Origin of the sequence: Xanthomonas sp. PPL134, assembly GCF_040595915.1 — a bacterium.
Classification (GTDB): Bacteria; Pseudomonadota; Gammaproteobacteria; order Xanthomonadales; family Xanthomonadaceae; genus Xanthomonas_A; species Xanthomonas_A indica.
This window is the reverse complement of sequence record NZ_JAMDLL010000012.1, coordinates 46,561-69,437: the sequence shown is the minus strand read 5'-3', so window position 1 is coordinate 69,437 and position 22,877 is coordinate 46,561. Positions and strand designations below refer to the sequence as shown.

Sequence of the window (22,877 nt, the reverse complement as noted above, 5' to 3'; positions counted from 1 at the left end):
ACTCCTCAGACCTTTTCGCCGCGCGCACGCAGCTCAGCCAGAACGGTGTCGATGCCGTTCTTGTCGATGGTGCGCAGCGCGTGCGCGGAAACCTTCAGCTTGACCCAGCGGTTCTCGCTGGCGACCCAGAAGCGGCGCTCGTGCAGGTTGGGCAGGAAACGACGGCGGGTCTTGTTGTTGGCGTGGGAGACGTTGTTACCCGTCTGCACACGCTTGCCGGACACTTGGCATACGCGGGACATTGCGCACCTCGATAGTAGTTTGGTCGCCCATAGCCTGGGAGACGGCGGCCCCGGCAGCCCTGCGGCCACCACGCGACGTGGGAAATCAAACGGTTACGCTGGGAAAGGCCGGCCGGAGATCGCGCATCCGGCCGCCGGCCCCGACCTCGTCGGGCACAGCGAGCCGCGCATTATGCAGGCGATCAAAGGCTTGTGCAAGTTGTCCACAGGGCCGGGCGCCGCGCAGCCCTGGCCGATGGACGAGGCGGGCGTTGCTATTGTATCCGCCGGAATCCGCTTGCTAGCCTGCTCGGGTCATGCGCCGCCTGTTCCGACCACTGCGTACCTCCCTGCTGATGCTGCTGCTGGCGGCGTTCGTGGTGGTGCCGGTGGCCGATGCGCTGGCCTGCGCGCTGGAGCCGGAGTCCGCGGACGCCGTGCACACGCCCGCCGCGGCGCATGCCGATGGCGACGACAGCGACGGCAAGCTCGCCGGCAGCTGCAGCCACAACCATTGCCACCACTCGAATCTGAGCCTGCCGGCGAGCGCCCTCGCCGTGTTCGGCGCGCCGCGACCGGCGCGCTGGATGCAGGCCACTGACGCTTCCCCTGCGGGCGTCGTCCAGGACGGATTGAAGCGCCCGCCCAGAGCGTGAGTTGAGCGTGTCCCGCGATCGCGGGTTTCCGTTTTCCTCACCTCTGGAATTTCTTCATGTCGACTCCGACACGTCGGCCGCCGCGCGCGGCCGGGCGGGTCGTCGCCGTGCTGCTGGGCCTGGCCCCGGCCGCGCTGGCGATGGCGCAGACCGCTCCTTCCTACGACACCTTGCTCGAACGGCTGGACCAGTTGCCTGGCGCCCGCGTCGGCGCGGCCCTGGCCGAGGCCGCCGATGCGCGCGCCGAGCAGGCCCGGGCGCTGCCCAACCCGGCGCTGTCCTGGTCCAGCGAAAACGCCTGGGGCAGCGGCACCTATGCCGGCACCGGCCGGGCCGAGATCTCGCTCAGCCTGTCGCAACCGCTGGAACTGTGGGGCCAGCGCGGCGCACGCATCCGCGCGGCCCGCGCCGACGCCGATGCGGCCGCCATGCGTGGCGCGCAGCATCGCAGCGATGCCGCCGGCGAGCTGGCGCTGGCCTACGCGCAGGCGGAGGCCGCGTTGCGCCGCGCCGCCCTGGCCGACCAGGCGCTGGCGCTGACCCGCGCCGATGCGGCGGCCATGGCCGCGATGGTCGCGCAGGGCCGCGAGCCGCAGCTGCGCGCGGTGCAGGCGCGCAGCGAGGTGGCCGATGCCAGCGCCGCGCTGGACGAGGCGCAGGCATTCCGCGACGCGGCACTGGCGCGCCTGGCCGCCATCGCCCTGCTGGAGACGCCGGTGCAGTCCATCGACGCCGGCCTGCTCGACCGCGCGCCGCCACTGCCGCGCGCAACCGAGCCGGCGGCACTGCCGGTGCGCATCGCCAGCGCCGAGGCCGATGCCGCCGCACGCCTGGTCGAGGTGGAGCGCAAGCGCGCCCTACCCGACCTGAGCCTGACCGCCGCGCAGACGCGCTTCCGCGAAGACCGCGCCCATGCCTACACGCTCGGCGTCAGCCTCAGCGTGCCGCTGTTCGACCGCAACCGCGCAGGCGTCCGTGCCGCCAGCGCCGAACAGCGCGCGGCCGAGGCACGGCTGGACCAGCAACGCCGCGCCAGCGCCGCCGACCGCCTGGCCGCGCTGGCCACGCTGAAGGCCGCCGGCAGCCGCGCGCGCGCAGCCGACGACGGCGTGGCGGCCGCGGAGGAGGCCTATCGCCTGGCCCGCATCGGCTTCGATGCCGGACGCATCGCACAACTGGAACTGCGCAGCACCCGTGCTGCGCTCATCGCCGCCCGCGGCATCGCCGTGGACGCCCGCCTGGCGCGGGTCACGGCAGAAACCGAACTGGCCCGCCTGGAAGGGCGCGCGCCGTTCATGGAGGCCCAATGAACCTGTCCCGCCCACTCTTCCGTGCCGGCAGCCTGCTGCTGGCCCTCCTGCTGGCCGCCTGCGCCGGCGACAAGCAGGCCGCCCCGGCGACCGACGACGCGCACGGCCATGGCGCCGAGCGCCGGCAGGATGCGCCCGAGCCTGCGGCGATGTCCGCTGCGGATGCCGATGCCGATGCCGGCGACACGGTGCGGCTGACCCCGCAGCAACGCGCCGCGTCCGGTATCGAGGTGGTCGCGGTTGGCCGCGGCGGCGGCACCTCGACCCGTCTGGCGGGCCGGGTCGAACCGGCGGTGGGCGCGCGCGCCGCGGTGGCGGCGAGCATCACCGGCCGCGTCGAGCGCGTGCTGGTCGCGCTCGGCAGCATGGTGCGCCGCGGGCAGCCGCTGGCGATCGTGGTCAGCGGCGAGGCCGCGGTGTTCCGCGCCAATGCGCTGGCCGCCAGCGCCGAGGCCGAGGCCGCACGGCTGGCGCATGCCCGCGACCAGGCCCTGGTCGCGCAGGGCGTGGTCGCCCGCCAGGAGATGGAACGCTCGCACGCGCGGGCCGTGGCGGCACGCGCGCAGGCCGCGGCGGCGCAGGCGCAGGCCGCCGCCAACGGCGCGCCCGACGCCAGCGGCCGCGTGCGCATCGTCAGCCCGCTGGACGGGCGGGTCGGCAGCGTGCAGGTCACCCCCGGCAGCGTGGTCGCGGCCGGCAGCGTGGTGGCCGAGGTCACCGATCCGGCGATGAACGAACTGGTGTTCGCCGCGCCGCCGGCACTGGCCGCGCAGGTCGCGCCGGGGACGACGCTGGAGGTGAGCGCGCCGGGCGGCACCTTTGCCGCCGCGGTCACCGCGGCGACCGCCGACCTGCGCGCGCCGGGCGGCGCCGCGGTGATCCGTGCGATGCCGGTCGCCGCGCCGGTGCCGCCGGCGGGGTCGCCGGTGTCGGCCGTGGTCGTCACCGAGGGCCAGGACACCGCGCTGAGCGTGCCGGCCGACGCGGTGCAGACGGTGGAGGGACGCAGCGCGGTGTTCGTCGCCGTTGCCGAGGGCTTCCGCGCGCAGCCGGTGCTGACCGGGCGCCGGGCGGGCGATCGCCTCGAGATCCTCGACGGGTTGCGCGGCAGCGAACGCATCGCCGGCCGCAATGCCTTCCTGCTCAAGGCCGAACTGGCCAAGGGCGACGTCGAGCACGGCCACTGAGGAGACAACCATGTTCAACCTCATCATCGACACGGCGGTGCGCCTGCGCTGGCTGGTGCTGTTCCTGGCCGCATTGATCGCCGGCTGGGGCCTGTACCAGTTGGGGCGGCTGCCGATCGACGCGGTGCCGGACATCACCAATCGCCAGGTGCAACTCAACACCGTCGCCCCGGCGCTGACCCCCGAGCAGATCGAACGCCAGGTGACCTATCCGCTGGAGACGGCGCTTGCCGGCATTCCCGGCCTGGTCACCACGCGCTCGCTGTCGCGCAATGGCTTCTCGCAGGTCACCGCGATCTTCAGCGATGCCACCGACCTCTACTTCGCCCGCCAGCAGGTGGCCGAGCGCATGCGCGAGGCAGCCGAGGATCTGCCCGACGGCGTGACGCCGCGGCTGTCGCCGGTGACCACCGGGCTGGGCGAGGTGCTGATGTGGACGGTGGACTTCACCGCGTTCGACCCGGCCCGGCTGGCGCGGCCGGGCACGGGGGGCTGGCAGGCCGGCGCGGTCTACCGCACGCCGGAGGGCGAGCTGCTGCGCACGCCGCAGGAACGCGCCACCTACCTGCGCACGGTGCAGGACTGGATCATCGCGCCGCAGATGCGCTCCAGCCCGGGCCTGGCCGGGGTCGACACGATCGGCGGCTACGTCAAGGAATACGCCGTGCATCCGGACACCGCGCGGCTGGCCGCGCACGGCCTGGGGCTGGCCGATCTGGTGACGGCGCTGCAGCGCGCCAACGTGCAGGCCGGTGCCGGCTTCGTGCAGCGTGCCGGCGAAGGCCTGGTGGTGCGTGCCGACGGCCTGGCGCTGGGCGCCGACGATCTCGCGCAGGCGCCGGTGGCCACGCGCAACGGCGTGGTGGTGCGCGTGGCCGACGTGGCCGAGGTCGCACCAGGCCGTGCGCCGCGCCTGGGCGCGGCCAGCCGCAACGGCCACGAGGCGGTGCTGGGCACGGCGCTGATGCTCGCCGGCGACAACAGCCGCACCGTGGCGCAGGTCGCGGCCACACGGCTGCAGCAGGTCAACGCCACGCTGCCGCCGGACATCGTCGCCGTGCCGGTGCTGGACCGCAGCGTGCTGGTCGACGCCACCATCCGCACGGTGGCCAGGAACCTCACCGAAGGCGCGTTGCTGGTGGTGGTGGTGCTGTTCCTGCTGCTGGGCAACCTGCGCGCGGCGGCGATCGCCGCACTGGTGATCCCGCTGTCGTTCCTGTTCGCGGTAATCGGTATGCACCGCTTCGGCATCAGCGGCAACCTGATGAGCCTGGGCGCGCTGGACTTCGGCATCCTGGTCGACGGCGCGGTGATCGTGGTCGAGTCGACGTTGCTGCTGTTGGGGCAGCGCCGTGCCGAATTGGGCCGCGCGCTCACCGCGGCCGAGCGGCTGGGCGGGGCCGCCGAGGCGGCGCGCAAGATGGCGCGGCCGGCGGCGTTCGGCCAGTTGATCATCCTGCTGGTGTTCGCGCCGATCCTCACCCTGGAGGGCGTGGAGGGCAAGACCTTCCAGCCGATGGCGGCGACCTTCATGCTGGCCCTGGTCGGCGCCTTCCTGTTCTCCTTCACCTTCGTGCCGGCGATGGCCGCGCTGCTGGTGCGCGAGCCGACCGCACGCGCCGATGCGGCCCGCGACCACGCCGGCGAGCACGAGACCTGGCTGCTCCGCCGGCTGCGGCAGCGCCTGCAACCGCTGATCGGCGGCGCGGTCGCACGTCCACGCATGGTGGCCGCCGGGGTGGCGCTGATGGGCGTGCTGGGGGTGGGCGCATTCGCGCTGCTGGGCCGCGAGTTCATGCCGACGCTGGACGAAGGCAACGTGGCGATGCAGGCGCTGCGCGTGCCCTCGACCTCGCTGGAGCAGTCGCTGGCGATGCAACTGGCGCTGGAGAGGGCCATCGCCCGGCAGCCGGAAGTGGCGGCGGTGTTCTCGCGCACCGGCACCGCCGAGGCGGCGATCGATCCGATGCCGACCAACATCTCCGACAGCGTGATCGTGCTGAAGCCGCGCGCGCAGTGGCCCGATCCGGCCCTGCACAAGGAGGCGCTGGTGGAACGACTGGAGAAACTGGCCGGGCAACAACTGGGCAACAGCGTGGAGTTCAGCCAGCCGATCGAACTGCGCTTCAACGAGTTGATCTCCGGCGTGCGCACCGACCTGGCGGTGATGGTGTTCGGCGACGACATGCAGCGCCTGCGCGCCGCCGCCGACCAGGTGGCGCTGAAGCTGCGTGCGGTGCCCGGCGCCGCCGACGTGCGGGTGGAACAGGTCGCCGGCCTGCCCACCCTCAACGTGCGCATCGACCACGTGGCCGCCGCGCAACTCGGGCTGACCGCGGCCGACGTCAGCGAGGCGGTGAGCACCGGCATCGGCGGCGCCGCGGCCGGGCGCATCTTCGAGGGCGACCGCCGCTTCGACGTGGTGGTGCGGCTGGGCGATGCCGCGCGCAACGATCCGGACCAGCTCGCCGCCTTGCCGATCGCCACGCCCGCCGGGCAGGTGGTGCCGTTGTCCTCGGTGGCGCGGATCGACGTCAGCGAGGGGCCGAACCAGATCAGCCGCGACAACGGCAGCCGCCGCGTGGTGGTGCAGGCCAACGTGCGCGGCCGTGACCTGGGCGGCTTCGTCGCCGCGGCGCAAGCGGCGGTGGCCGAGGTGACACTGCCGCCGGGCGCCTACCTGCGCTGGGGCGGGCAGTTCGAGAACCTGCAGCGCGCCGAGCGGCGCCTGGCGATGGTGGTGCCGGTGGTGTTCCTGCTGATCGGCAGCCTGCTGTTCATGGCCTTGCGCAACATCCGCGAAGCGTTGCTGGTGTTCGGCTGCGTGCCGCTGGCACTGGTCGGCGGCCTCCTCGCCCTGCTGCTGCGCGGCATGCCGTTCTCGGTGTCGGCGGCGGTCGGCTTGATCGCCGTGTCCGGCGTGGCGACCTTGAACGGGCTGGTGCTGATGCAGGCCATCGGCGAGCGCCGCCAGGCCGGTGCGACGCCGTGGCGGGCGGCGATCGACGGCGCGGCCAGCCGCCTGCGGGCGGTGCTGACCACCGCGCTGGTGGCGATCGTCGGCTTCCTGCCGATGGCCATCGCCAGCGGCGCAGGTGCGGAGGTGCAGAAACCGCTGGCGACGGTGGTGATCGGCGGGCTGCTGACCGCCACCGCGCTCACCCTGCTGGTGCTGCCGACGTTCGCCGCGCGCATCGCCGCGCCGCGCGTGGCCGGCTGATCCGGTGCAGGCCGGCGCCCTTCCCGCGGGACGCGGCGCCGGCCTGTGCGGCGGCGATCAGGCCTTCTTCTTGCGCGCGGCGATGTAGGCGCGGATCTGCTGCTGCAGCACCGGCAGCGGCACGGAGCCCTGCTGCAGCACCGCGTCGTGGAAGGACTTGATGTCGAACTCCGGGCCGAGTTCGCGCTCGGCCTCGGCGCGCAGGTCGAGGATGGTCAGCTCGCCGAGCTTGTAGCTCAGCGCCTGGCCCGGCCAGGAGATGTAGCGGTCGACCTCGGTGGTGACCTCGTGCTCGCTGAGCGCGGTGCGCTCGCGCAGGTAGGCCTGCGCCTGTGCGCGGGTCCAGCCCTTGTGGTGCACGCCGGTGTCGATCACCAGGCGGCAGGCACGCCACATCTCGTAGCTGAGCCGGCCGAAGTCCTCGTAGGGCGTGGCGTAGATGCCCATCTCCTTGCCCAGCTTCTCGGTGTACAGCGCCCAGCCCTCGCCGTAGGCGGAGATGTAGTTCTCGCGGCGGAACGCCGGCTGCGCGCCCTGCTCCTCGGCCAGCGCGCCCTGCAGCGAATGGCCCGGCGAGGACTCGTGCAGGGTCAGCGCCGGCAGGTTGTACAGCGGCCGCGACGGCAGGTCGTAGGTGTTGAGCCAGTAGGTGCCGACGCCGCCGCGCCCGGCGGTCCAGAACGGGGCGATGTCCGCCGGCACCGGCACGATGGTGAAGCGGCCGCGCGGCAGCGTGCCGATGAACTTGCCGACCTCCCCGTCCACGCGCTTGGCGATCCACGCGGCACGATCAAGCAACTCCTGCGGGGTCTTCACGTAGAACTGCGGATCGGTGCGCAGGAACTGCAGGAACGCCGGGAAGGTCTTCTGCCCGGCCGGCGCGTGGAAGCCGACCTGCTGGATGATCGCGTCCATCTCCTTCTGGATCCGCGCCACCTCGCGCAGGCCGAGCTGGTGGATCTGCTCGGGGTCCATGTCCAGCGTGGTGTACTCGCGGATCTGCTGCCGGTAGTAGGCCTTGCCGTCGGGCAGGGCTTCGGCGGCCAGCGTGGTGCGTGCCTGCGGCATGTACTCCTGGCGGTAGAAGGTCAGCAGCTGCGCGTAGGCCGGGATCACCTTGTCGCGCAGTGCCGCCTGCGCCTGCGCGCGCAGTTGCGCCTGCTCCGCGGCCGGGATCTGCGCCGGCATCTGCTTGAACGGCGTGTACAGCACCGCCGTGGTCGGGTCCTTCAGTTCGGCCACAGTGGCGATGGCGCCGTCGCGACCGTCGAGCACCGCGCGCGGCACGCTGAAACCACGCTTGAGCCCGGCGCGCATGTTGTCGGTCTGCTGCGCGAAGTAGCGCGGCACGTCCTCCAGCCGCGCGATGTAGGCGCGGTACTCGTCGGGCGTGCGCAGGTTGCGCCGCGCCATGAACGCCAGGTCCGACCAGAACGCGCTGTCGGAATTGAACGGCATCTCATAGGCGCGCAGGCGCACCGCCGCGGCCAGGTTCTCCACCTGCGGCCGGTACACCGCCAGGTTCACCTGGTTCTCCGGCGAGAGCTGGGCGGCATCGAGTGTGTCCAGCTGCCGCAGCACGTCCTCCCACACCTTCAGGCGCGCTGCCTGCGCGGCCGCGCCGACGTCGGGCAGATGGCGATTGTCGCCGCTGCTGTCGCTGTCCTCGTCGGCCTGCCCGAGCTGCGCCTGGCGCCAGGCCCACTCCTTCTCGTAGATGGCCTGGAAGCGCGCATCGGCGGCGCTGGCGTTGGCCGTTGCCGGTGTTGCGCTGGACGCTGCCGACGACGGCGGCGCGGCCAGTGCGGGCGTGGTCACGGCGAACGCGATCAGCAGGGAAATGGCCAGCGGGGTCTTGGCGAGCATCGGCATGGGCGGCACACGGCGGGAACGGATCTTCGATGATCGCACCCCTGCCCTGCCTGGCGGGTGGGCCGGAAGTCCTGTGTGGTCGATGATGTGCGGTGACGGCGTCGAGGTATCTGGTAACCCGCTTTGCCGGAACCAACGTGGCATGTCGTCTTTTGTAGGAGCGGCTTCAGCCGCGACAGGTATTACCGGTAACGCCCGTCGCGGCTGAAGCCGCTCCTACAGTACGCCGTCCTCACTGATTAGAAGCCCTGAGACCACCCATACACATGCACCGCCACCGTTGGCTTCGCTCACGACTGCCACTTCACGGTGGAGAAGTCAGCCACACCGCATCCCAATAAGGATAGTCGCCCAAACGCGGCGCCAGGCCGGCACGCAATGGGTTGGCCACGATGTAGCGGGCGACATGCAAGACGTCGTCGTCGCGCCGCAGCGCATGATCGTGGAAGCCGCGCGACCAGACGCAGCCACCACGACCACGCGCGAGATTTACCGCACGGGCGCACCTGCCCTTCGCCCGGTGCACGGCGTGCGCCAACGTGGTCGTCGTTTGCAGTTCGACCAAGCCGTGCCAATGGTCAGGCATCAACACCCAGCACAGCAGGCGGGCATCAGGCCAACTGTCTCGCTCAGCCAGGCATGCCGCCGCCGCACGAGCACATCGCCAGTCCGCGAACAACGGCGCGCGCTCGAACGTCACGGCGGTCAACAAGTAGAGCTGTCCCGGATCGCTATGGCGTCCGGCACGCAGCGCGCGATGGCCTTTGGCTGATTGGATGTGCATGGCACTAGCATCCAATCCATCGCAGCGTGGCACCAGCGGGGCATGGCGGTGGCGCTTGTCGGAATAGTGCGCGAATCCGTGTCGGAACGACGCTGGCAGTCGCCGTGCGCGTGCTTGTCGACGTATCTGCAGGGGCGGCAGGATCCGGGTCGCGGCTGAAGCCGCTCCTACGAAGGGTGGTGGATCGCGATCGGAACGTGTTGCGCACCGCCTGCGATCACGCGCAAGCGTGCCGCGCGCTCAATGCGAGGCGCGGTCGCGGCGCCAGCCGCGGTGCTTGATGTCCAGGTACAGGCTGTACAAGGCGGTGAAGGCGGGGAACAGGTTCTGCAGCACGCCCACCGAGTCCTGCTTGGCCGAGAACATGAAGTAGCTCAGCGTCATCAGGCTGCCGACCACGCTCATGTACCAGAACAGGCGCGGGATCACCGGCTTGCCGGCGCGCTTGGAGGCGACGAACTGCACCAGCCAGCGGCCACCGAACATCAGCGCGCCGACGTAGCCGATCAGCTTCCAGCCGGTGACGTGCAGCCCGGTCCAGTACAGCGCCTGGATCGGTTCGTTGAGGAAATGCGCCTCCATCTCAGCGCTCCTGCACCGCGGTGCGGCGGCTGCGCGCGATCAGCCAGGCCACGCCGCGCAGATCGCGGATGCCGACCAGGGCACGGTTGAGGTTGTTGTACTTGGACACGCCGAAGGTGCGGTGGCGATGGTTCACCGGCACGCTCAGGGTCTGCCAGCCGGCGCGCTGCATCAGTGCCGGCAGGTAGCGGTGCATGTGGTCGAAGTACGGCAGATCCAGGAACGCCTCGCGCTCGAACAGCTTGATGCCGCAACCGGTGTCCGGGGTGTCGTCGCGCAGCATGCGCGCGCGGATCGCGTTGGCCCACTTCGACGCCCAGCGCTTGCTGCCCGAATCCTGCCGCGACACGCGCCAGCCGGCGAACAGCTTGACCAGCGGCGCCGCCGCGGCGCGCGCGGCCAGCAGCTTGGGGATGTCGGCCGGGTCGTTCTGGCCGTCGCCGTCGAGGGTGGCGATCCACAGCCCGCGCGCGGCCTTGACGCCGTTGCGCACCGCGGTGCTCTGCCCGCTCTGGCTGACGTGGTGCAGCACGCGCAGTTCCGGCGTGGAGGCCTTCAGCCCTTCGAGCACCGCCAGGGTGTCGTCGCGCGAATGGTCGTCGACGTAGACGATCTCGAAGTCGATCGTGCCGCGCAGCGCAGCGACGATCTCGGCGACCAGCGGCGGCACGTTGTCGCGCTCGTTGAACACCGGGACGACGACGGAAAGGGAAAGCTGGCTCATGGATTCGGCAGGGCTGGGCGCGGGGGCGCGTGGGGGAAAAGCGGGGCATTGTGCCGCGGACCGAGGATCCGCGGATGAAGCGTCAGGCGGCGGCGCCGAAGTACTCACGGCACCAGGCCACCACCTGCGGCAGGCCGACCTCGATCGGGGTGCTCGGATCGAAGCCGAACGCGGCGTGGGCCCGCGCAGTATCGGCCATCGTCTCGATCATGTCGCCCGGCTGCATCGGCCGGTACACCTTTTCGGCGCTGCGCCCGGCGGCGGCCTCGATCACCGCGATGAAACGCTCCAGCTCCACCGGGGTATGGTTGCCGAGGTTGAACACGCGGTGCGGCACCGCCTCGCCGGACGGGTGATCGAGCGCGCCGAGCACGCCGGCGACGATGTCGGCGACGAAGGTGAAATCGCGGCGCATGCGCCCGTGGTTGAACACCTCGATCGGGCGCCCGGCCAGCACCGCGCGGCTGAACAACAGCGGCGCCATGTCCGGGCGGCCCCACGGACCATACACGGTGAAGAAACGCAGCCCGGTGGCGCGCAGACCGTACAGCTGCGCGTAGGTGTGGGCCATCAGTTCGTTGGCGGCCTTGGTCGCCGCGTACAGCGAGCGCGGCTGGTCGATGCGCTGGTCCTCGGAGAACGGCGGCGTCGCCGAATCGCCGTAGACCGAACTGCTGGACGCATAGACCAGGTGCTCCACGCCGCGGTGCCGGCACAGCTCCAGCATGTTGACGAAGCCGACCAGGTTGCTGTCGACGTAGGCGTAGGGATTCTGCAGCGAATAGCGCACCCCGGCCTGCGCGCCCAGATGCACGACGCGGGTCGGCTGCACCTCGTCGAACAGCGCGGCCAGGCCGTCGCGGTCGGTCAGGTCCAGGGTGCGGATGTCCGCGCCCGCGCACAGCGCGGCGACGCGGTCGCGCTTGAGCTGCGGGTCGTAGTAGTCGTTGTAGTTGTCCAGGCCCACCACCAGCTGCCCGGCGGCGCGTAGCGCGCGGACGGTGTGGGCACCGATGAAGCCGGCGGCGCCGGTGACGAGAGTGGGCATGGCGGAATCCTGGAAAGCGGAAAGCGAAGAAACGGCGGGCGTCGCGACACGGCAACGATCAGGGCAGGCCGGCGTTGACGCCACCCGGATCGACGGCGCCCGCCCGGCGGTGCTGCAGGATCGGGCTGCCGCCCGGGCTGATCTGCGTGTCCTTGTTGCTCATGCAATGCTCCGGTTGCTGGTGCGCGCCGCGGCGCGCGGCCTCAGCGCAGGGTCAGCGGCGCGTCCTTGGCCAGCGCCGCCTTGCGCTCCTTGCTGAACTCCCACCACGGACGCGGCGTCTCGCCCTGCATGAAACGCACGATGGACAGGAACACGTCGATCACGCAGTGGTCGTGCACCACCCCGGTGCGAAGGCACAGCTGCGCGTACATGTCGTAGGGATCGCGGCCGTGCAGGTGCGCGGGCACGCGGATGCCGATCAGACGCAGATCCTTCTCGCAGGCCGGCCCGACGTTGGGCAGGTCGGTCAGGCGCAGCAGATGGTGGCGGTCGACCTTGCTGGGATGCATGGCGGAAGCGGTCCTGGCGGACGCGGGCGGCGGCGCTCAGGCCTGCCGCGGGCGCAGTTTCTCGAGCACACCGTCCAGCGTGTCCAGGTCGGTGTAGTGGATCACCAGCTTGCCCTTGCCGCCGCGGCCGTGGGCGATGGACACCTTGGTCCCCAACGACTCGGACAGCTCGGTCTCCAGCGAGGCGATGTCGGCCTGCGGCGCGGTGCGCGCCGGCTTGGCCTTGCGGTTGCTCGGCACCTTGCCGGCGGCGAACTGCTGCGCGCGGTGCTCGACCTCGCGCACCGACCAGCCCTGGTCGGCGGCGTCGGAGGCCAGGCGGCTGGCCAGTTCCGGCGACAGCGTCAGCAGCGCGCGCGCGTGGCCCATTTCCAGGCGCCGCGCTTCCAGCAGCGCGCGGATCGCCGGCGGCAGTTCCAGCAGGCGCAGCAGGTTGGACACCGAGGCGCGCGAGCGGCCCACCGCTTCGGCGGCCTCGGCGTGGGTCAGCGAGAATTCGTCGATCAGCCGCTGCAGCGCCTGCGCCTCTTCCAGCGGATTGAGGTCCTCGCGCTGGATGTTCTCGATCAGCGCCATGGCGATGACGGTGCGGTCGTCCAACTCGCGCACCACCACCGGCACCTCGCTGAGGCCGGCCAGCTGCGAGGCGCGCCAGCGGCGTTCGCCGGCGACGATCTCGAAACTGCCCGGGGCCAGTTCGCGGGCGACGATCGGCTGGATCACGCCCTGCGCCTTGATCGACTCGGCCAGCTCCTGCAGCTTGGCCTCGTCCATCTCCTGGCGCGGCTGGTACTTGCCCGGCTGCAGCTGGCCGACCGGCAGGCGGCGCAGGCTCTCGCCCGGCTGCAGCTCGGCGGTAGGCACCGGCGCCGCCGCGCCCTTCGGCCCCAGCAGCGCTTCCAGGCCACGGCCGAGGCCGCGCTTCTTCGCTCCGAGGGCGGGGGGCTTGGCACTCATCAGTACGTCTCCATGGCCGGCACCGGCCGATTGCGTTCGTTGCGGCGGCGCACGATCTCGCCGGCCAGTCCCAGGTAGGCGACGCCGCCGCGCGAGGTGCGGTCGTAGCCGACGATGCTCTGGCCATGGCTGGGCGCCTCGGCCAGGCGCACGTTGCGCGGCACGATGGTGCGGAACACCTTGTCGCCGAAGTGGTTGGTCAGCTCCGCCGACACCGCGTTGGCCAGGTTGTTGCGCACGTCGAACATGGTGCGCAGCACGCCTTCGATCTCCAGCGCCGGGTTCAGTTCGGCGCGCAGCGCCTCGATGGTCTCCAGCAGCGCGGTCAGCCCTTCCAGCGCGTAGTACTCGCACTGCATCGGCACGATCACCGAATCGGCGGCGGTCAGCGCGTTCAGGGTCAGCAGCGACAACGCCGGCGGGCAATCGATCAGGATGAAGTCGTAGGCTTCGCGCAGCGGCGCCAGGGCGGTCTTCAGCCGCTGCTCGCGCGCCGGCTGGTCCATCAGCTGGATCTCGGCGGCGGTGAGATCGATGTTGCCCGGCAGCAGATCGAAGCCCTCCGGCGCGGTCACCCGGATCTGTTCGGCGCTGCTCTCGCCGAGCAGCACGTCGCAGGTGGAGGCGGCCAGCTCGCGCTTGTCGATGCCGCTGCCCATGGTCGCATTGCCCTGCGAGTCCAGGTCCACCAGCAGCACGCGCTGCGACTGCCGCGCCAGCGACGCGGCCAGGTTGACCGCCGTGGTGGTCTTGCCGACGCCGCCCTTCTGGTTGGCGATGGCGATGATGCGGGCCATGCGGGAGCCTCGTCGGCGATGGGGTGGGACCGGGCATTATGCGGTCACAGCCCCCCCTGGCGGAAATCGGGGACCGGCCGCGGCCGCCGCTCAACCGCGCTCGACCACCACCAGGTGGCGGTCGGCGCCCAGGCCGGGGACCTGCAGCGGGTGCACCGTCGGCGCCACCCAGCCCGGCGGCAGCGCGGCGATCTCCTCGTCCGGGCGCACGCCCTTCATGGCCAGCAGGCGCCCGCCGGGGCGCAGCAGGTGGCCGCCGACGGCGACGATGCCGGCCAGGGTATCCAGCGCGCGCGCGGTCAGCAGATCGTAGGCGCCGGCCTCGTCCAGCGCCTCGGCGCGCGATTCGGCCACCCGCGCGTTGTCCAGGCGCAGCTGGCGCACCGCCTCGCGCAGGAACCGCGCCTTCTTGCCGTTGCTCTCGACCAGGGTCACCCGCAGCTGCGGCCGCGCGATCGCCAGGGGAATGCCGGGCAGCCCCGGGCCGGTGCCCAGGTCGGCCAGTGCGCCCTCGCTGGCGAACGGCTGCATCGCCAGCGAATCCAGCAGGTGGCGGGTCACCATCTCGTGCGGGTCGCGGATCGCGGTCAGGTTGTAGGTGCGGTTCCAGCGCGTCAGCAGCGCCAGGTAGGCCAGCAGCGGCGGCGCCAGTGCGGCGGCGTCCAGGCCTTGCGCGTGCAGGCCCTGCTCGAGCGCGGCGCGGACGGAATCGGGAAGGGAGGCATCGGTCATCGGCGGATTATCGCAGGTGCCGCCGCTGCCCGAAGCGCGCGCCGCGCTAGGCCGACGCCGCGCACCAGGCCAGGGCGGCGCGGTAGCCGGGCGCGGCCTCCCATTCGTGCAGGTGCCAGGCCGCGGCCGGGCCCAGCCCCGGGTCGCACCAGACCAGGCGCAGCGCGCCGCCGGCGTCCTCGGCGAAGCGTAGCCGGTGCAGACCGAAGGCGATGCCGTGGCCATGCGCCTTGAGCAGCGCCTCCTTGGCGCACCACAGGCGGAAGAACAGTGCCTCGCGGGCCGGCGCCGCCAGCGCGGCCAGCAGCGCGACCTCGTCGGGGTGGAAGAAGCGCTGCGCCAGTTCCAGCAGGCGCGGCCGCGGCCGCTGGCGCTCGATGTCCACGCCCAGCCGCGCATGCGCGGCGACCGCCACCAGCAGGTAGTCGCCGCTGTGGCTCCAGCCGGTGTCCACGTGCGCCAGCGGCGCGTGCAGCCCGGGCCGGCCGCGGGCGTCGCGGCGCAACGGCAACTGCGCCGCCGGCATCGCCAGTTCGCCGGCCAGCAGGCGTCGCGCCTGCGCCTCGCCGGAGGTGCGCGGCGGATGCGGGCGCAGCCACACCGCCACCGGACCGAAGCGCCACTCCGGCGACTCCGCGGTCGCGGCGGGACTGGGCGGCACCGGTACGCTCACGCCGCGCCCACAAAGCGCAATGGCGGCTGCGCGGCGCGGCCGGCGCTATACGGTCGCTTCACGGCGGCGCTCCTTAAATGGCGCCCACCCCACCGCTCCGGGTGTGGGCCGAACCGAGGAGTCTGACGCATGGGCATCATCATCTGGTTGATCGTCGGCGGCATCGTGGGCTGGCTGGCCAGCATCATCATGCGCCGTGACGCACAGCAGGGCATCATCCTGAACATCGTGGTCGGCATCGTCGGCGCGCTGATCGCCGGCTGGCTGTTCGGCGGCGGCATCAACCAGGCGATCACCCTGTGGACGTTCCTGTATTCGCTGATCGGCGCGATCATCCTGCTGGCGATCGTCAACCTGTTCACGCGCGGCCGCGCGCGCTGACGCGTCGCCCCCGCCGCTTGCGCAAACGCCCGGTTCGCCGGGCGTTTTGCGTTTGTGGCCCGGCTCACGGCGCAGCGCGATCGGCCGGGTGCCGCACACCATCCTCGACCGGTACCGCGATGGCCAGCGCATACGGGTCCACGCCTTCCAGGCAGCCGACGTTATAGCCGTACAGGCTGGGATCGGAGCGGCGCCGATGATGCGTGTAGATGCCGCAGGTACCGCAGAAGTAGTGCTGTGCGGTGTGGGTATGGAACTGGTACAGGCGCAGCGCCTGCTCGCCCTGGCGGACGTGCAGGGCGGCCAGCGGCACCGAGGCGACGATGGCGCCGCGGCGCCGGCACAGCGAGCAGTTGCAGCGGCGCGGGTCGACGATGCCGTGCGGCAGCTCGAGGTCGATCTGCACCGCACCGCAGTGGCAGCTCAGCCGGTGCAGCGGCGCGATCGCGGTATCGCCGACCTTGTCGATGCAGCGGCGCAGGTGGCGCTCGCTCATGCTGCCGGCTCCAGTTCGACCCAGGCCGGCGCATGGTCGCTGGGGCGGTCCCAGGTCCGTGGCTCGCGATCGATGCCGGCCCCGCGGGTGCGCGTCTTCAGCGCCTCGGACACCAGGGTCAGGTCGATGCGCAGGCCCAGGTCGCGGCGGAAGCCGGCCTGGCGGTAATCCCACCAGCTGAAGATGCCGCCATCGGCATGGTGCAGGCGGAAACCGTCGTGCAGACCGAGGGCGAGCAGCTTGTGCAGGGCGCCGCGCTCGGCGGTGGAGGTGAGGATGTGGTTGTCGCTCCACACCAGCGGATCGTGCACGTCGCGCGCGTCCGGGGCGATGTTGAAGTCGCCCAGCACCACCAGCCGCGGATGCCGCTGCAGCTCGTCGGCCAGCCAGGCGTGCACCGCCTCCAGCCAGCGCAGCTTGTAGGCGTACTTGTCGGTGCCCACGTCCTGGCCGTTGACCACGTACAGATTGACGATGCGCAGGTCGCCGACGGTGGCGGCGATGGCGCGCTTCTGTTCGTCCTCCAGGCCCGGCACGCCGATCTGCACGTCGCCGATCGGCGCGCGCGACAGGATCGCCACGCCGTTGTAGGTCTTCTGCCCGGCGAACACGCTGCGGTAGCCGGCCTCGGCCAGCGCCGTGTCGGGAAACTTGTGGTCCTCCAGCTTGGTCTCCTGGATCCCGACCACGTCCGGCGCGAACGCGGCCAGCCACTGTTGCAGGTGCGGCAGGCGCACGTTGAGCGAGTTGACGTTCCAGCTGGCGATCTTCAAGGGAAATCCGGTACGGGGAGCCGGCCGCTATTCTGACTGCAGCCGCCGCAGCGGCCAAACCCCGGGGCACCGGGCCATTCAGCGCCGCGCGCAGCACTGTGCGAACAGCGCCGGCGCCAGGCTCAGCGCCTGCTGGCGCTGCGCCTCGTTCAAGCCGTCGAGCAGTTCCTCGGCGCCGAGCGCCTGTTCCGGCGGCGGGAACGGCCGCTCCGGCGTCTGCCGCGCGGCCAGTTGCCAGGCCGCGGCATACGGCGGGTCGGCCACCGCCAGCCAGGGCGCGCGCAGCAGTTGCGCCAACGCGTCGATGGACCCGCGGTCACCATGCAGCGCGCGGTCTTCCAGTTGCGTCACCACGTCCTCGGCGTCGCGCTCGTCGGCGGCCGACAGTGGCGTGCGTTGCCCGTCCGCGTCGGTGGCGCCAGCCCGTGCCACCACCTGCGCCACGCGCCGGGTCAGGAGGTAGCGCTGCGCATCCGCATCGCCGCGTGCGGCCGCGCTGTGCAGCATCGCCTCGATCTGTGCCGCATCGAGTTGGGCGACGTCGCGGCAGGCCGCGCGCCGGCGCTGTTCGGCGACGCGGCGCGCCGCAGCGGTCGCAGGGTCGTCCTTGTCCGCGCCCGGCAGCACGACCGGACTGGGCGGCGCCTGCGCGCGTTGCCGGCAATCCAGCGCCAGCATCGCGGTGGCGTACAGGCGTTGCGCCTCGCTGGTCGCGGGCGCGGGTGTCGCGTCGGGCGCGGTGCCGGCGGACGCCATGGGCATCGGCGTGCTCAACGCTGGCGGTCGTGGCGAGGGCGCCAGCGCCGCCGCGCGCGCGGGCGCGGCGGGCACTGCCGCCGATGGCGTTCGCATGGCCGCGAGCGCCACCGCCGCCACGGCCGCGCCGCCGAGCCAGAGCAGGCGGCGCCGCGACCCCGCCATGCTCACTGCGCCGCGGCCGCGTAGGCCGCGCGGTCGAAGGCGATCGGCTGCACCGCGCGCAGCCGCTGCATGGCGTCGTCGGCGGCCTGCTCGCGCAACTGCAGGGCGATCTGCCCGCGCGCCGTCTCGAACGTCGCATCGGTCTTCGCATCCAGGCGGATCAGGTGATAGCCATCGGGGCCGCGTACCGGCGCAGACACGTGATCTACCGCAAGCTGGCGGATCGGCGCGACGAAGGCATCGGCCAGGTAGCGGCCGAAGGTCGGCGACAGCTGCCCGCCCTCGCCGGCGCTGGCGGCGTCGTCGGATTCGCGCTTCGCCAACGTGGCGAAGTCGGCGCCGCCGTCGAGCTGACGCTTGAGCGCCTCGGCGCGCTGCAGTGCCTGCGCCTCGCTCAGCGTTTGCCCGGCACGCGGTCCGCCCTGCGGGCGCAGCGCAACGAACAGATGCCGCAGATGGTATTCGGTGTAGTCGTCCGGGTGCGCGGCGAACTGCTGGCGCAGCCTCGCCTCGTCGATCTGCACATCGGTCCCGAGCCGTGCCTTCGCGGCGTCGGCCAGGATCGCGTCGGCGGCCTGGCGCAGGCGCGCGGCCACCACAGGATCGTCCTGCAGATGTTGCTGCCTGGCCTGCTCCAGCAGGATGGCGCGATCGGCGAAACGGCGCACGATGGACGGGTCGTCGATCTTGGCGAGGCTGCGGACGTCATTGCCGACCAGCGCGCGGTACTCGCTGGCGGTGAACTGCTGTGCGCCCACGCGCAGGACCACCGGATCGGTGGCACCGCGTTCGGCGACGGGCGCGGCCAGCGCGGCGACGGCGCTCAGCGCGCAGGCGGCCAGCGCGGCGGACTTGGCGAAGGCGGACTTGGCGAAAAAAAGGGACATGCGCTTCTCCGGGAAGGGGCAGCACGCAGCGGCGGAGCGCCGCGGCCGCAAACGGCGGCCGACCGCGAGGCCGGCCGCCAGACGTACCAGGACTCAGTCGTGCTTGTCGCGCGCCTTGAGGTAGGCGATCGCCGCCTTCGGATCGTCGGTGGTGATCAGGCTGAACGCCTCCTGGTTGACGATGAAGTTGAGATCGCCACGGTTGTCGGCGGTGTCGCGGCCGCCGGAATAGGAGAAGTACAGGTCCGACAGCCGATAGCAGCAGGCGCCGCTGTTCTGGTAGAACTCCCCGGCGCGCGGGCTGTCCGGAATCGCCTGGAACACGCCCACGCGTACGCCGCGCTCGCGCACGCGGTCGGCCTCGTCCTGCAACAGGCCGCCGACCTGCTTGACGTTGATCTCCATCGCCTGCTTGGTGTCCAGCCAGGCCGAGACGGCATTGTTGACGTTGATCTTGGTCAGCATGTTGGTGGTGAACACCGGGATGCCGACCATGCTGCTGCCATCGGCACGGAACGCCGAGCGGCTCGGGTACAGGGTGGCGTTGACCTTGGCCGCGACGAAGCTGGGCGAGGCCGCCGAGAACGCCGCGTCGGCCGCACGCGACACCGCACGGACTGCGTCGGCGGTCTTGATGTCGAACACGATCGGGGTCTTCAACCCGTGCGCCTTGAAGTAGGAGAACAGCTCGTCCACGCGCGGCACGTGATAGCCGGTGGTGGTGCGGCGGTCCGGGGTCAGCAGGAACAGGCCGCTCACCACCGACCACGGCGTCACGGTGATCGACGGGTTGTAACCCTGGTTGGTCATCGGGTCGTACTTGGTCTCGCCGGCACGGCTGGTCCAGACGTTGGTGGTGCGGCCCAGGTTCCAGTCGTGGAGCACCACCGGCACGCCATCGCTGGTCATCTTGATGTCCAGTTCCACGCCGTCCATGCACTGGTCGTTGGCCAGCTGCAGCGCGCCACGCGAGTTTTCCGGCATGTCGGGGAAGTTGCCGTACTTGCCCCACAGGCCGCGGTGGGCCAGCACCATGGTGTCGCCGCTGCTGTCGGCGAAGAGGATGTTGCTCATCTTGGTGCCGACGGTGTCGTTGCAGTTGGCCATGGCCAGCTGCGGCACGACGGCCAGCACCGCCAGGGCGGCGAGCGCGCGGCAGGCGCGTGCCAGGGGCGAGGGAAACAATGCGATCTTCATTGGGCTGCGTCCGGTTCTGAAGGAAAGGGGAAGACATGGGGGACGAGCGCCGGTCAGGTCGACGCATGGCGGCAGCTCGTGTGGTGCGCTCCGCACGGACGTCTCGCGCAGGAGCCTGAGCCACCGTGATCGGCGGCGGCGTCGGGCGAGAACCTAATAACTTACTGTGAATTATTTATTTCCGGGGCGCGACCCGGTATTGGACTGTGGACTGCGCCGCGCTTTGGTGCCGTCTGGGTTTGCGGTGCGTCCCGGTGACGGGTCGGTCGGACCACATCCGTGAGCGCCGACCGACGCGTGCACCCGCGGGATCGGGCCTGGGCTTCGCCGGTCGCGGCTGAAGCAGGCTTTTAGTGCACACATTTTCTTGTAGGAGCGGCTTCAGCCGCGACGCTCTACCGGTAACGCCTCGTCGCGGCTGAAGCCGCTCCTACACGCAGGTGCCCTATCGCGACGCCATGCACCTGCACTTGGTCCCCCGCGACGCCCCGCTCACCGCACCAGGAACGAAAGCATGCGCGCGATCCGCGCGTACGGCGGCTTCAGCAGGTCGCTGCCGGCGCGGCGCGCCTGCCACAGGATCGGCAAGGCCTTGCTGAAGGCGTCGAAGCCGGCGCGGCCGTGGTAGGCGCCCATGCCGCTGGGGCCGATGCCGCCGAACGGCAGCGCGTTGGCGGCGAAGTGCAGCAGGCTGTCGTTGACGGTGACGCCGCCGGCGACGGTGGCATGCAGGATGCTCTCGATGCGCGCGCGGTCGTGGCTGAAGGGATACAGCGCCAGCGGCCGGTCGCGGCTGTTGATCTCGGCGATGGCCGCATCCAGCGAGCGGTAGCTGCGCACCGGCAGGATCGGGCCGAAGATCTCCTCCTGCATCAGCACTGCGTCGTCGCCCGGCTGCAACACCACGGTCGGCACGATCAGCCGCTCGCGCTCGGCGCGTTCGCGCTCCACCGTGGCCAGTTCGATGACCTCCAGGCCGCGCGCACGGGCATCGTCCAGGTAGCTGCGCAGGCGCCGGTACTGGCCGTCGTTGACGATGCGGGTGTAGTCCTCGGCACTGGCGAAATCGCCGTAGCGCGCCAGCACCTGCGCACGCAGCGCCTGCACCAGCGCCGCCTCGCGGCCGGCGTCGACCAGCACGTAGTCCGGGGCGATGCAGGTCTGCCCGGCGTTGAACCACTTGCCGGTGGCCAGGCGCGCGGCGGCCTGTTCCAGCGGGTAGTCGGCGCAGACGATGGCCGGCGACTTGCCGCCCAGCTCCAGGGTCAGCGGGGTCAGGTTGGGCGCGGCGGCGGCCATCACCTTGCGCCCGACCGCGGTGGACCCGGTGAACACCAGGTGGTCCAGCGGCAGCGCGGCGAACGCCGACGCCACCTCGGCCCCGCCCAGCGCCACCGCCACCCGCTGCGGCGGGAACACCTCGGCCAGCAGCGACTGCAGGAACTGCGCGCTGCGCGGGGTGTGCTCGGAGGGTTTGAGATAGACGTGGTTGCCGGCGGCGATGGCGGTGGCCAACGGGATCAGCGCCAGGTTGACCGGGTAGTTCCAGGGCGCGATCACCCCGACCACGCCGACCGGCACCGGCCGCACTTCCGCCCGCGCCGGCCACAGCCGCCAGCCGGCGCCGACCCGCTGCGGGCGCATCCAGCGCGTGAGGTGGCGCAACAGATGATCGATCTCGCCGAGCACGGTCATGCCATCGGCCAGCAGCGATTCGTGGCGCGAACGGTGGCCGAAATCGGCGGCGATGGCATCGGCCATCTCCGGCAGCCGCCGCTTCAGCGCCGCGCGCAACCGCAGCAGGTCCTCGCGGCGTTGCGTGCGCTCCGGCTTGGCCGATTGCCAGGCCGCGCGCAGGCGCTGCAAGGTGACGGGCAAGGCCGCAAGCGGCGTGTCGGCGGAAGCGGCGTCGGCAACGGAGGTCGGCATGGGCGCACTATACGATGGCGGTTGCGGCTGTCGTGCGTGCCCGTAGTGAGGTCGTGGCGCGACCGAGACCCCGGGTCTGACGGTGGCTCGCGTCGGGACTGAAGTCCCTCCCACAAGGGCGCAGGAGCGACCGGGTGAGATGCTGCGGCATCCCGTCTCGGGACCGACAACCCCTCCCTTCCGGGTCGGGACTGCAGCTCCTTCAACAGGTGGAACCTTCAGTTCGCGGCGATGCTGACGCGCCCCTTGTAGGAGGGACTTCAGTCCCGACCCGATGACCTCAGGCGCTGCCGCGCATCCACCCGGCTATGCGGGTTCTTCCAGCAACCACGCCTGCAGCTGCGCCAGCGAGGCGACTTCGTGGTGCGGCACGATGCCCTCCGGCGCGGCGGCGCCATGCGCATTGAACCAGCAGGTGTGCAGGCCCGCGGCCAGGCCGCCGGCGATGTCCGCCTGCGGGTTGTCGCCGACCATCAGCACCTGCGCCGGCGGCGGATCGCCCAGCTGCGCCAGCGCGTGCGCGAAGATCGCCGGGTGCGGCTTGGCCACGCCCACCACCTCGGAAATCGCGATCACCTCGAAGCGATCGTGCAGGCCGGTGCGCTGCAGGCGGGCGGTCTGCAGCGCGCCGAAGCCGTTGGTGACCAGGCCCAGGCGGGCGTGTCCACGCAGGGCGTCGAGCAAGTCCACCGCCCCATCCAGCGGCGCACACAGTTCGGCCATCGCCGCCAGGAACGCCGCGTTCAAGGTCTCCGGCGCGGTCTGCAGGCGCTGCGCCCAGTCGGCGAACCGGCGCTGCTGCAATTGCAGCGCCGTGATCGCACCGTTCTGGTACTGCACCCACAGCGGCCGGTTGCAGGCGGTGTAGGCGGCGTACTCGGCTTCGCCGAACTGCACGCCGTAGCCGGCGAACATGCGCTGCAGGCCGGCGAAGGCGTCGAAGTGGAACAGGGTGTCGTCGGCGTCGAACAGGATCCAGCGGTAGCGCATGCGGTGGCACGACGAAGGCAGCGGGCGG

Annotated in this window: 23 protein-coding genes; 5 read left to right on the top strand and 18 right to left on the bottom strand. The window is 71.6% G+C overall.

The features are described 5' to 3' along the window. Nucleotides 1–5 precede the first annotated feature (5 nt). Entirely contained in the window at nucleotides 6–242 is a 237-nt protein-coding gene (rpmB, locus tag M3U25_RS17490) for a 50S ribosomal protein L28 (RefSeq protein WP_010342733.1), read from the bottom strand. A gap of 296 nt (nucleotides 243–538) precedes the next feature. Here rpmB and M3U25_RS17485 point away from each other — a divergent pair, with 296 nt between their 5' ends. The 4 genes from M3U25_RS17485 to M3U25_RS17470 are packed head-to-tail and all read left to right on the top strand — an operon-like array spanning nucleotide 539 to nucleotide 6,594. Next, the gene (locus tag M3U25_RS17485; protein WP_242157208.1) at nucleotides 539–877 is read left to right on the top strand and encodes a hypothetical protein; all 339 of its coding nucleotides are present in this window, start codon (nucleotides 539–541) and stop codon (nucleotides 875–877) included. 56 nt (nucleotides 878–933) lie between these two features. Further along, nucleotides 934–2,187: a TolC family protein gene (locus tag M3U25_RS17480; protein WP_355502810.1), complete on the top strand. Its 1,254-nt coding sequence runs from the start codon at nucleotides 934–936 to the stop codon at nucleotides 2,185–2,187. Then, nucleotides 2,184–3,374: an efflux RND transporter periplasmic adaptor subunit gene (locus tag M3U25_RS17475; RefSeq protein WP_355502812.1), complete on the top strand. Its 1,191-nt coding sequence runs from the start codon at nucleotides 2,184–2,186 to the stop codon at nucleotides 3,372–3,374. The genes M3U25_RS17480 and M3U25_RS17475 overlap by 4 nt, the downstream gene beginning before the upstream one ends. A 10-nt stretch (nucleotides 3,375–3,384) precedes the next feature. Further along, nucleotides 3,385–6,594, top strand: a complete 3,210-nt coding sequence (locus M3U25_RS17470) for a CusA/CzcA family heavy metal efflux RND transporter (RefSeq protein WP_355502814.1) — start codon at nucleotides 3,385–3,387, stop codon at nucleotides 6,592–6,594. Between the two features lie 57 nt (nucleotides 6,595–6,651). On the opposite strand, the gene M3U25_RS17465 is transcribed toward M3U25_RS17470, so the two are convergent. The 10 genes from M3U25_RS17465 to M3U25_RS17420 all read right to left on the bottom strand — a co-directional run bounded on the left by M3U25_RS17465 (nucleotide 6,652) and on the right by M3U25_RS17420 (nucleotide 15,263). Next, nucleotides 6,652–8,466 (bottom strand): DUF885 family protein, encoded by a 1,815-nt coding sequence (locus M3U25_RS17465; RefSeq protein ID WP_355502816.1) that lies wholly within the window; start codon nucleotides 8,464–8,466, stop codon nucleotides 6,652–6,654. A 304-nt stretch (nucleotides 8,467–8,770) separates the two neighbouring features. Further along, on the bottom strand, nucleotides 8,771–9,250 hold the full coding sequence (locus tag M3U25_RS17460; protein ID WP_355502818.1) for a transposase: 480 nt from the start codon (nucleotides 9,248–9,250) through the stop codon (nucleotides 8,771–8,773). Between the two features lie 240 nt (nucleotides 9,251–9,490). Further along, nucleotides 9,491–9,832 (bottom strand): lipid-A-disaccharide synthase N-terminal domain-containing protein, encoded by a 342-nt coding sequence (locus M3U25_RS17455; RefSeq protein WP_355502820.1) that lies wholly within the window; start codon nucleotides 9,830–9,832, stop codon nucleotides 9,491–9,493. A 1-nt stretch (nucleotide 9,833) separates the two neighbouring features. Continuing rightward, nucleotides 9,834–10,556, bottom strand: coding sequence for a glycosyltransferase family 2 protein (locus tag M3U25_RS17450; protein WP_355502822.1), 723 nt, complete (start codon nucleotides 10,554–10,556; stop codon nucleotides 9,834–9,836). A gap of 82 nt (nucleotides 10,557–10,638) precedes the next feature. Continuing rightward, the gene (locus M3U25_RS17445; protein ID WP_242157235.1) at nucleotides 10,639–11,604 is read right to left on the bottom strand and encodes an NAD-dependent epimerase/dehydratase family protein; all 966 of its coding nucleotides are present in this window, start codon (nucleotides 11,602–11,604) and stop codon (nucleotides 10,639–10,641) included. A gap of 203 nt (nucleotides 11,605–11,807) precedes the next feature. Next, on the bottom strand, nucleotides 11,808–12,116 hold the full coding sequence (locus M3U25_RS17440; protein WP_019798938.1) for a helix-hairpin-helix domain-containing protein: 309 nt from the start codon (nucleotides 12,114–12,116) through the stop codon (nucleotides 11,808–11,810). A gap of 36 nt (nucleotides 12,117–12,152) precedes the next feature. Beyond that, nucleotides 12,153–13,073, bottom strand: coding sequence for a ParB/RepB/Spo0J family partition protein (locus M3U25_RS17435; RefSeq protein ID WP_160946928.1), 921 nt, complete (start codon nucleotides 13,071–13,073; stop codon nucleotides 12,153–12,155). Next, nucleotides 13,073–13,870, bottom strand: a complete 798-nt coding sequence (locus tag M3U25_RS17430; RefSeq protein ID WP_160969525.1) for an AAA family ATPase — start codon at nucleotides 13,868–13,870, stop codon at nucleotides 13,073–13,075. Before M3U25_RS17430 ends, M3U25_RS17435 begins: the two co-directional genes overlap by 1 nt. Nucleotides 13,871–13,960: 90 nt before the next feature. After that, nucleotides 13,961–14,602, bottom strand: coding sequence for a 16S rRNA (guanine(527)-N(7))-methyltransferase RsmG (gene rsmG / locus M3U25_RS17425; RefSeq protein ID WP_160946926.1), 642 nt, complete (start codon nucleotides 14,600–14,602; stop codon nucleotides 13,961–13,963). Nucleotides 14,603–14,648: 46 nt separating this feature from the next. Beyond that, the gene (locus M3U25_RS17420; RefSeq protein ID WP_355502826.1) at nucleotides 14,649–15,263 is read right to left on the bottom strand and encodes a 4'-phosphopantetheinyl transferase superfamily protein; all 615 of its coding nucleotides are present in this window, start codon (nucleotides 15,261–15,263) and stop codon (nucleotides 14,649–14,651) included. Between the two features lie 141 nt (nucleotides 15,264–15,404). Here M3U25_RS17420 and M3U25_RS17415 point away from each other — a divergent pair, with 141 nt between their 5' ends. Next, nucleotides 15,405–15,656, top strand: coding sequence for a GlsB/YeaQ/YmgE family stress response membrane protein (locus M3U25_RS17415; RefSeq protein ID WP_017908994.1), 252 nt, complete (start codon nucleotides 15,405–15,407; stop codon nucleotides 15,654–15,656). Between the two features lie 64 nt (nucleotides 15,657–15,720). Here the strand turns inward: M3U25_RS17415 and M3U25_RS17410 are convergent, their stop codons facing one another. The 7 genes from M3U25_RS17410 to yjjG all read right to left on the bottom strand — a co-directional run bounded on the left by M3U25_RS17410 (nucleotide 15,721) and on the right by yjjG (nucleotide 22,849). Further along, a complete protein-coding gene (locus tag M3U25_RS17410) occupies nucleotides 15,721–16,152 on the bottom strand; it encodes a GFA family protein (RefSeq protein ID WP_355502828.1) in 432 nt (143 codons plus the stop codon). After that, complete coding sequence (gene xth, locus M3U25_RS17405) at nucleotides 16,149–16,925, bottom strand: exodeoxyribonuclease III (RefSeq protein ID WP_242082812.1); 777 nt, start codon at nucleotides 16,923–16,925, stop codon at nucleotides 16,149–16,151. Before xth ends, M3U25_RS17410 begins: the two co-directional genes overlap by 4 nt. A gap of 78 nt (nucleotides 16,926–17,003) precedes the next feature. Then, nucleotides 17,004–17,687, bottom strand: a complete 684-nt coding sequence (locus M3U25_RS17400) for a hypothetical protein (protein WP_355502831.1) — start codon at nucleotides 17,685–17,687, stop codon at nucleotides 17,004–17,006. Between the two features lie 161 nt (nucleotides 17,688–17,848). Further along, entirely contained in the window at nucleotides 17,849–18,733 is an 885-nt protein-coding gene (locus M3U25_RS17395) for a peptidylprolyl isomerase (protein WP_355502833.1), read from the bottom strand. Nucleotides 18,734–18,826: 93 nt separating this feature from the next. Next, nucleotides 18,827–19,840, bottom strand: coding sequence for a glycerophosphodiester phosphodiesterase family protein (locus M3U25_RS17390; protein ID WP_242158335.1), 1,014 nt, complete (start codon nucleotides 19,838–19,840; stop codon nucleotides 18,827–18,829). 582 nt (nucleotides 19,841–20,422) lie between these two features. Then, nucleotides 20,423–21,859, bottom strand: coding sequence for a coniferyl aldehyde dehydrogenase (locus M3U25_RS17385; protein WP_355502835.1), 1,437 nt, complete (start codon nucleotides 21,857–21,859; stop codon nucleotides 20,423–20,425). 306 nt (nucleotides 21,860–22,165) lie between these two features. Beyond that, on the bottom strand, nucleotides 22,166–22,849 hold the full coding sequence (yjjG, locus tag M3U25_RS17380) for a pyrimidine 5'-nucleotidase (protein WP_355502837.1): 684 nt from the start codon (nucleotides 22,847–22,849) through the stop codon (nucleotides 22,166–22,168). Between the last annotated feature and the right edge of the window lie 28 nt (nucleotides 22,850–22,877).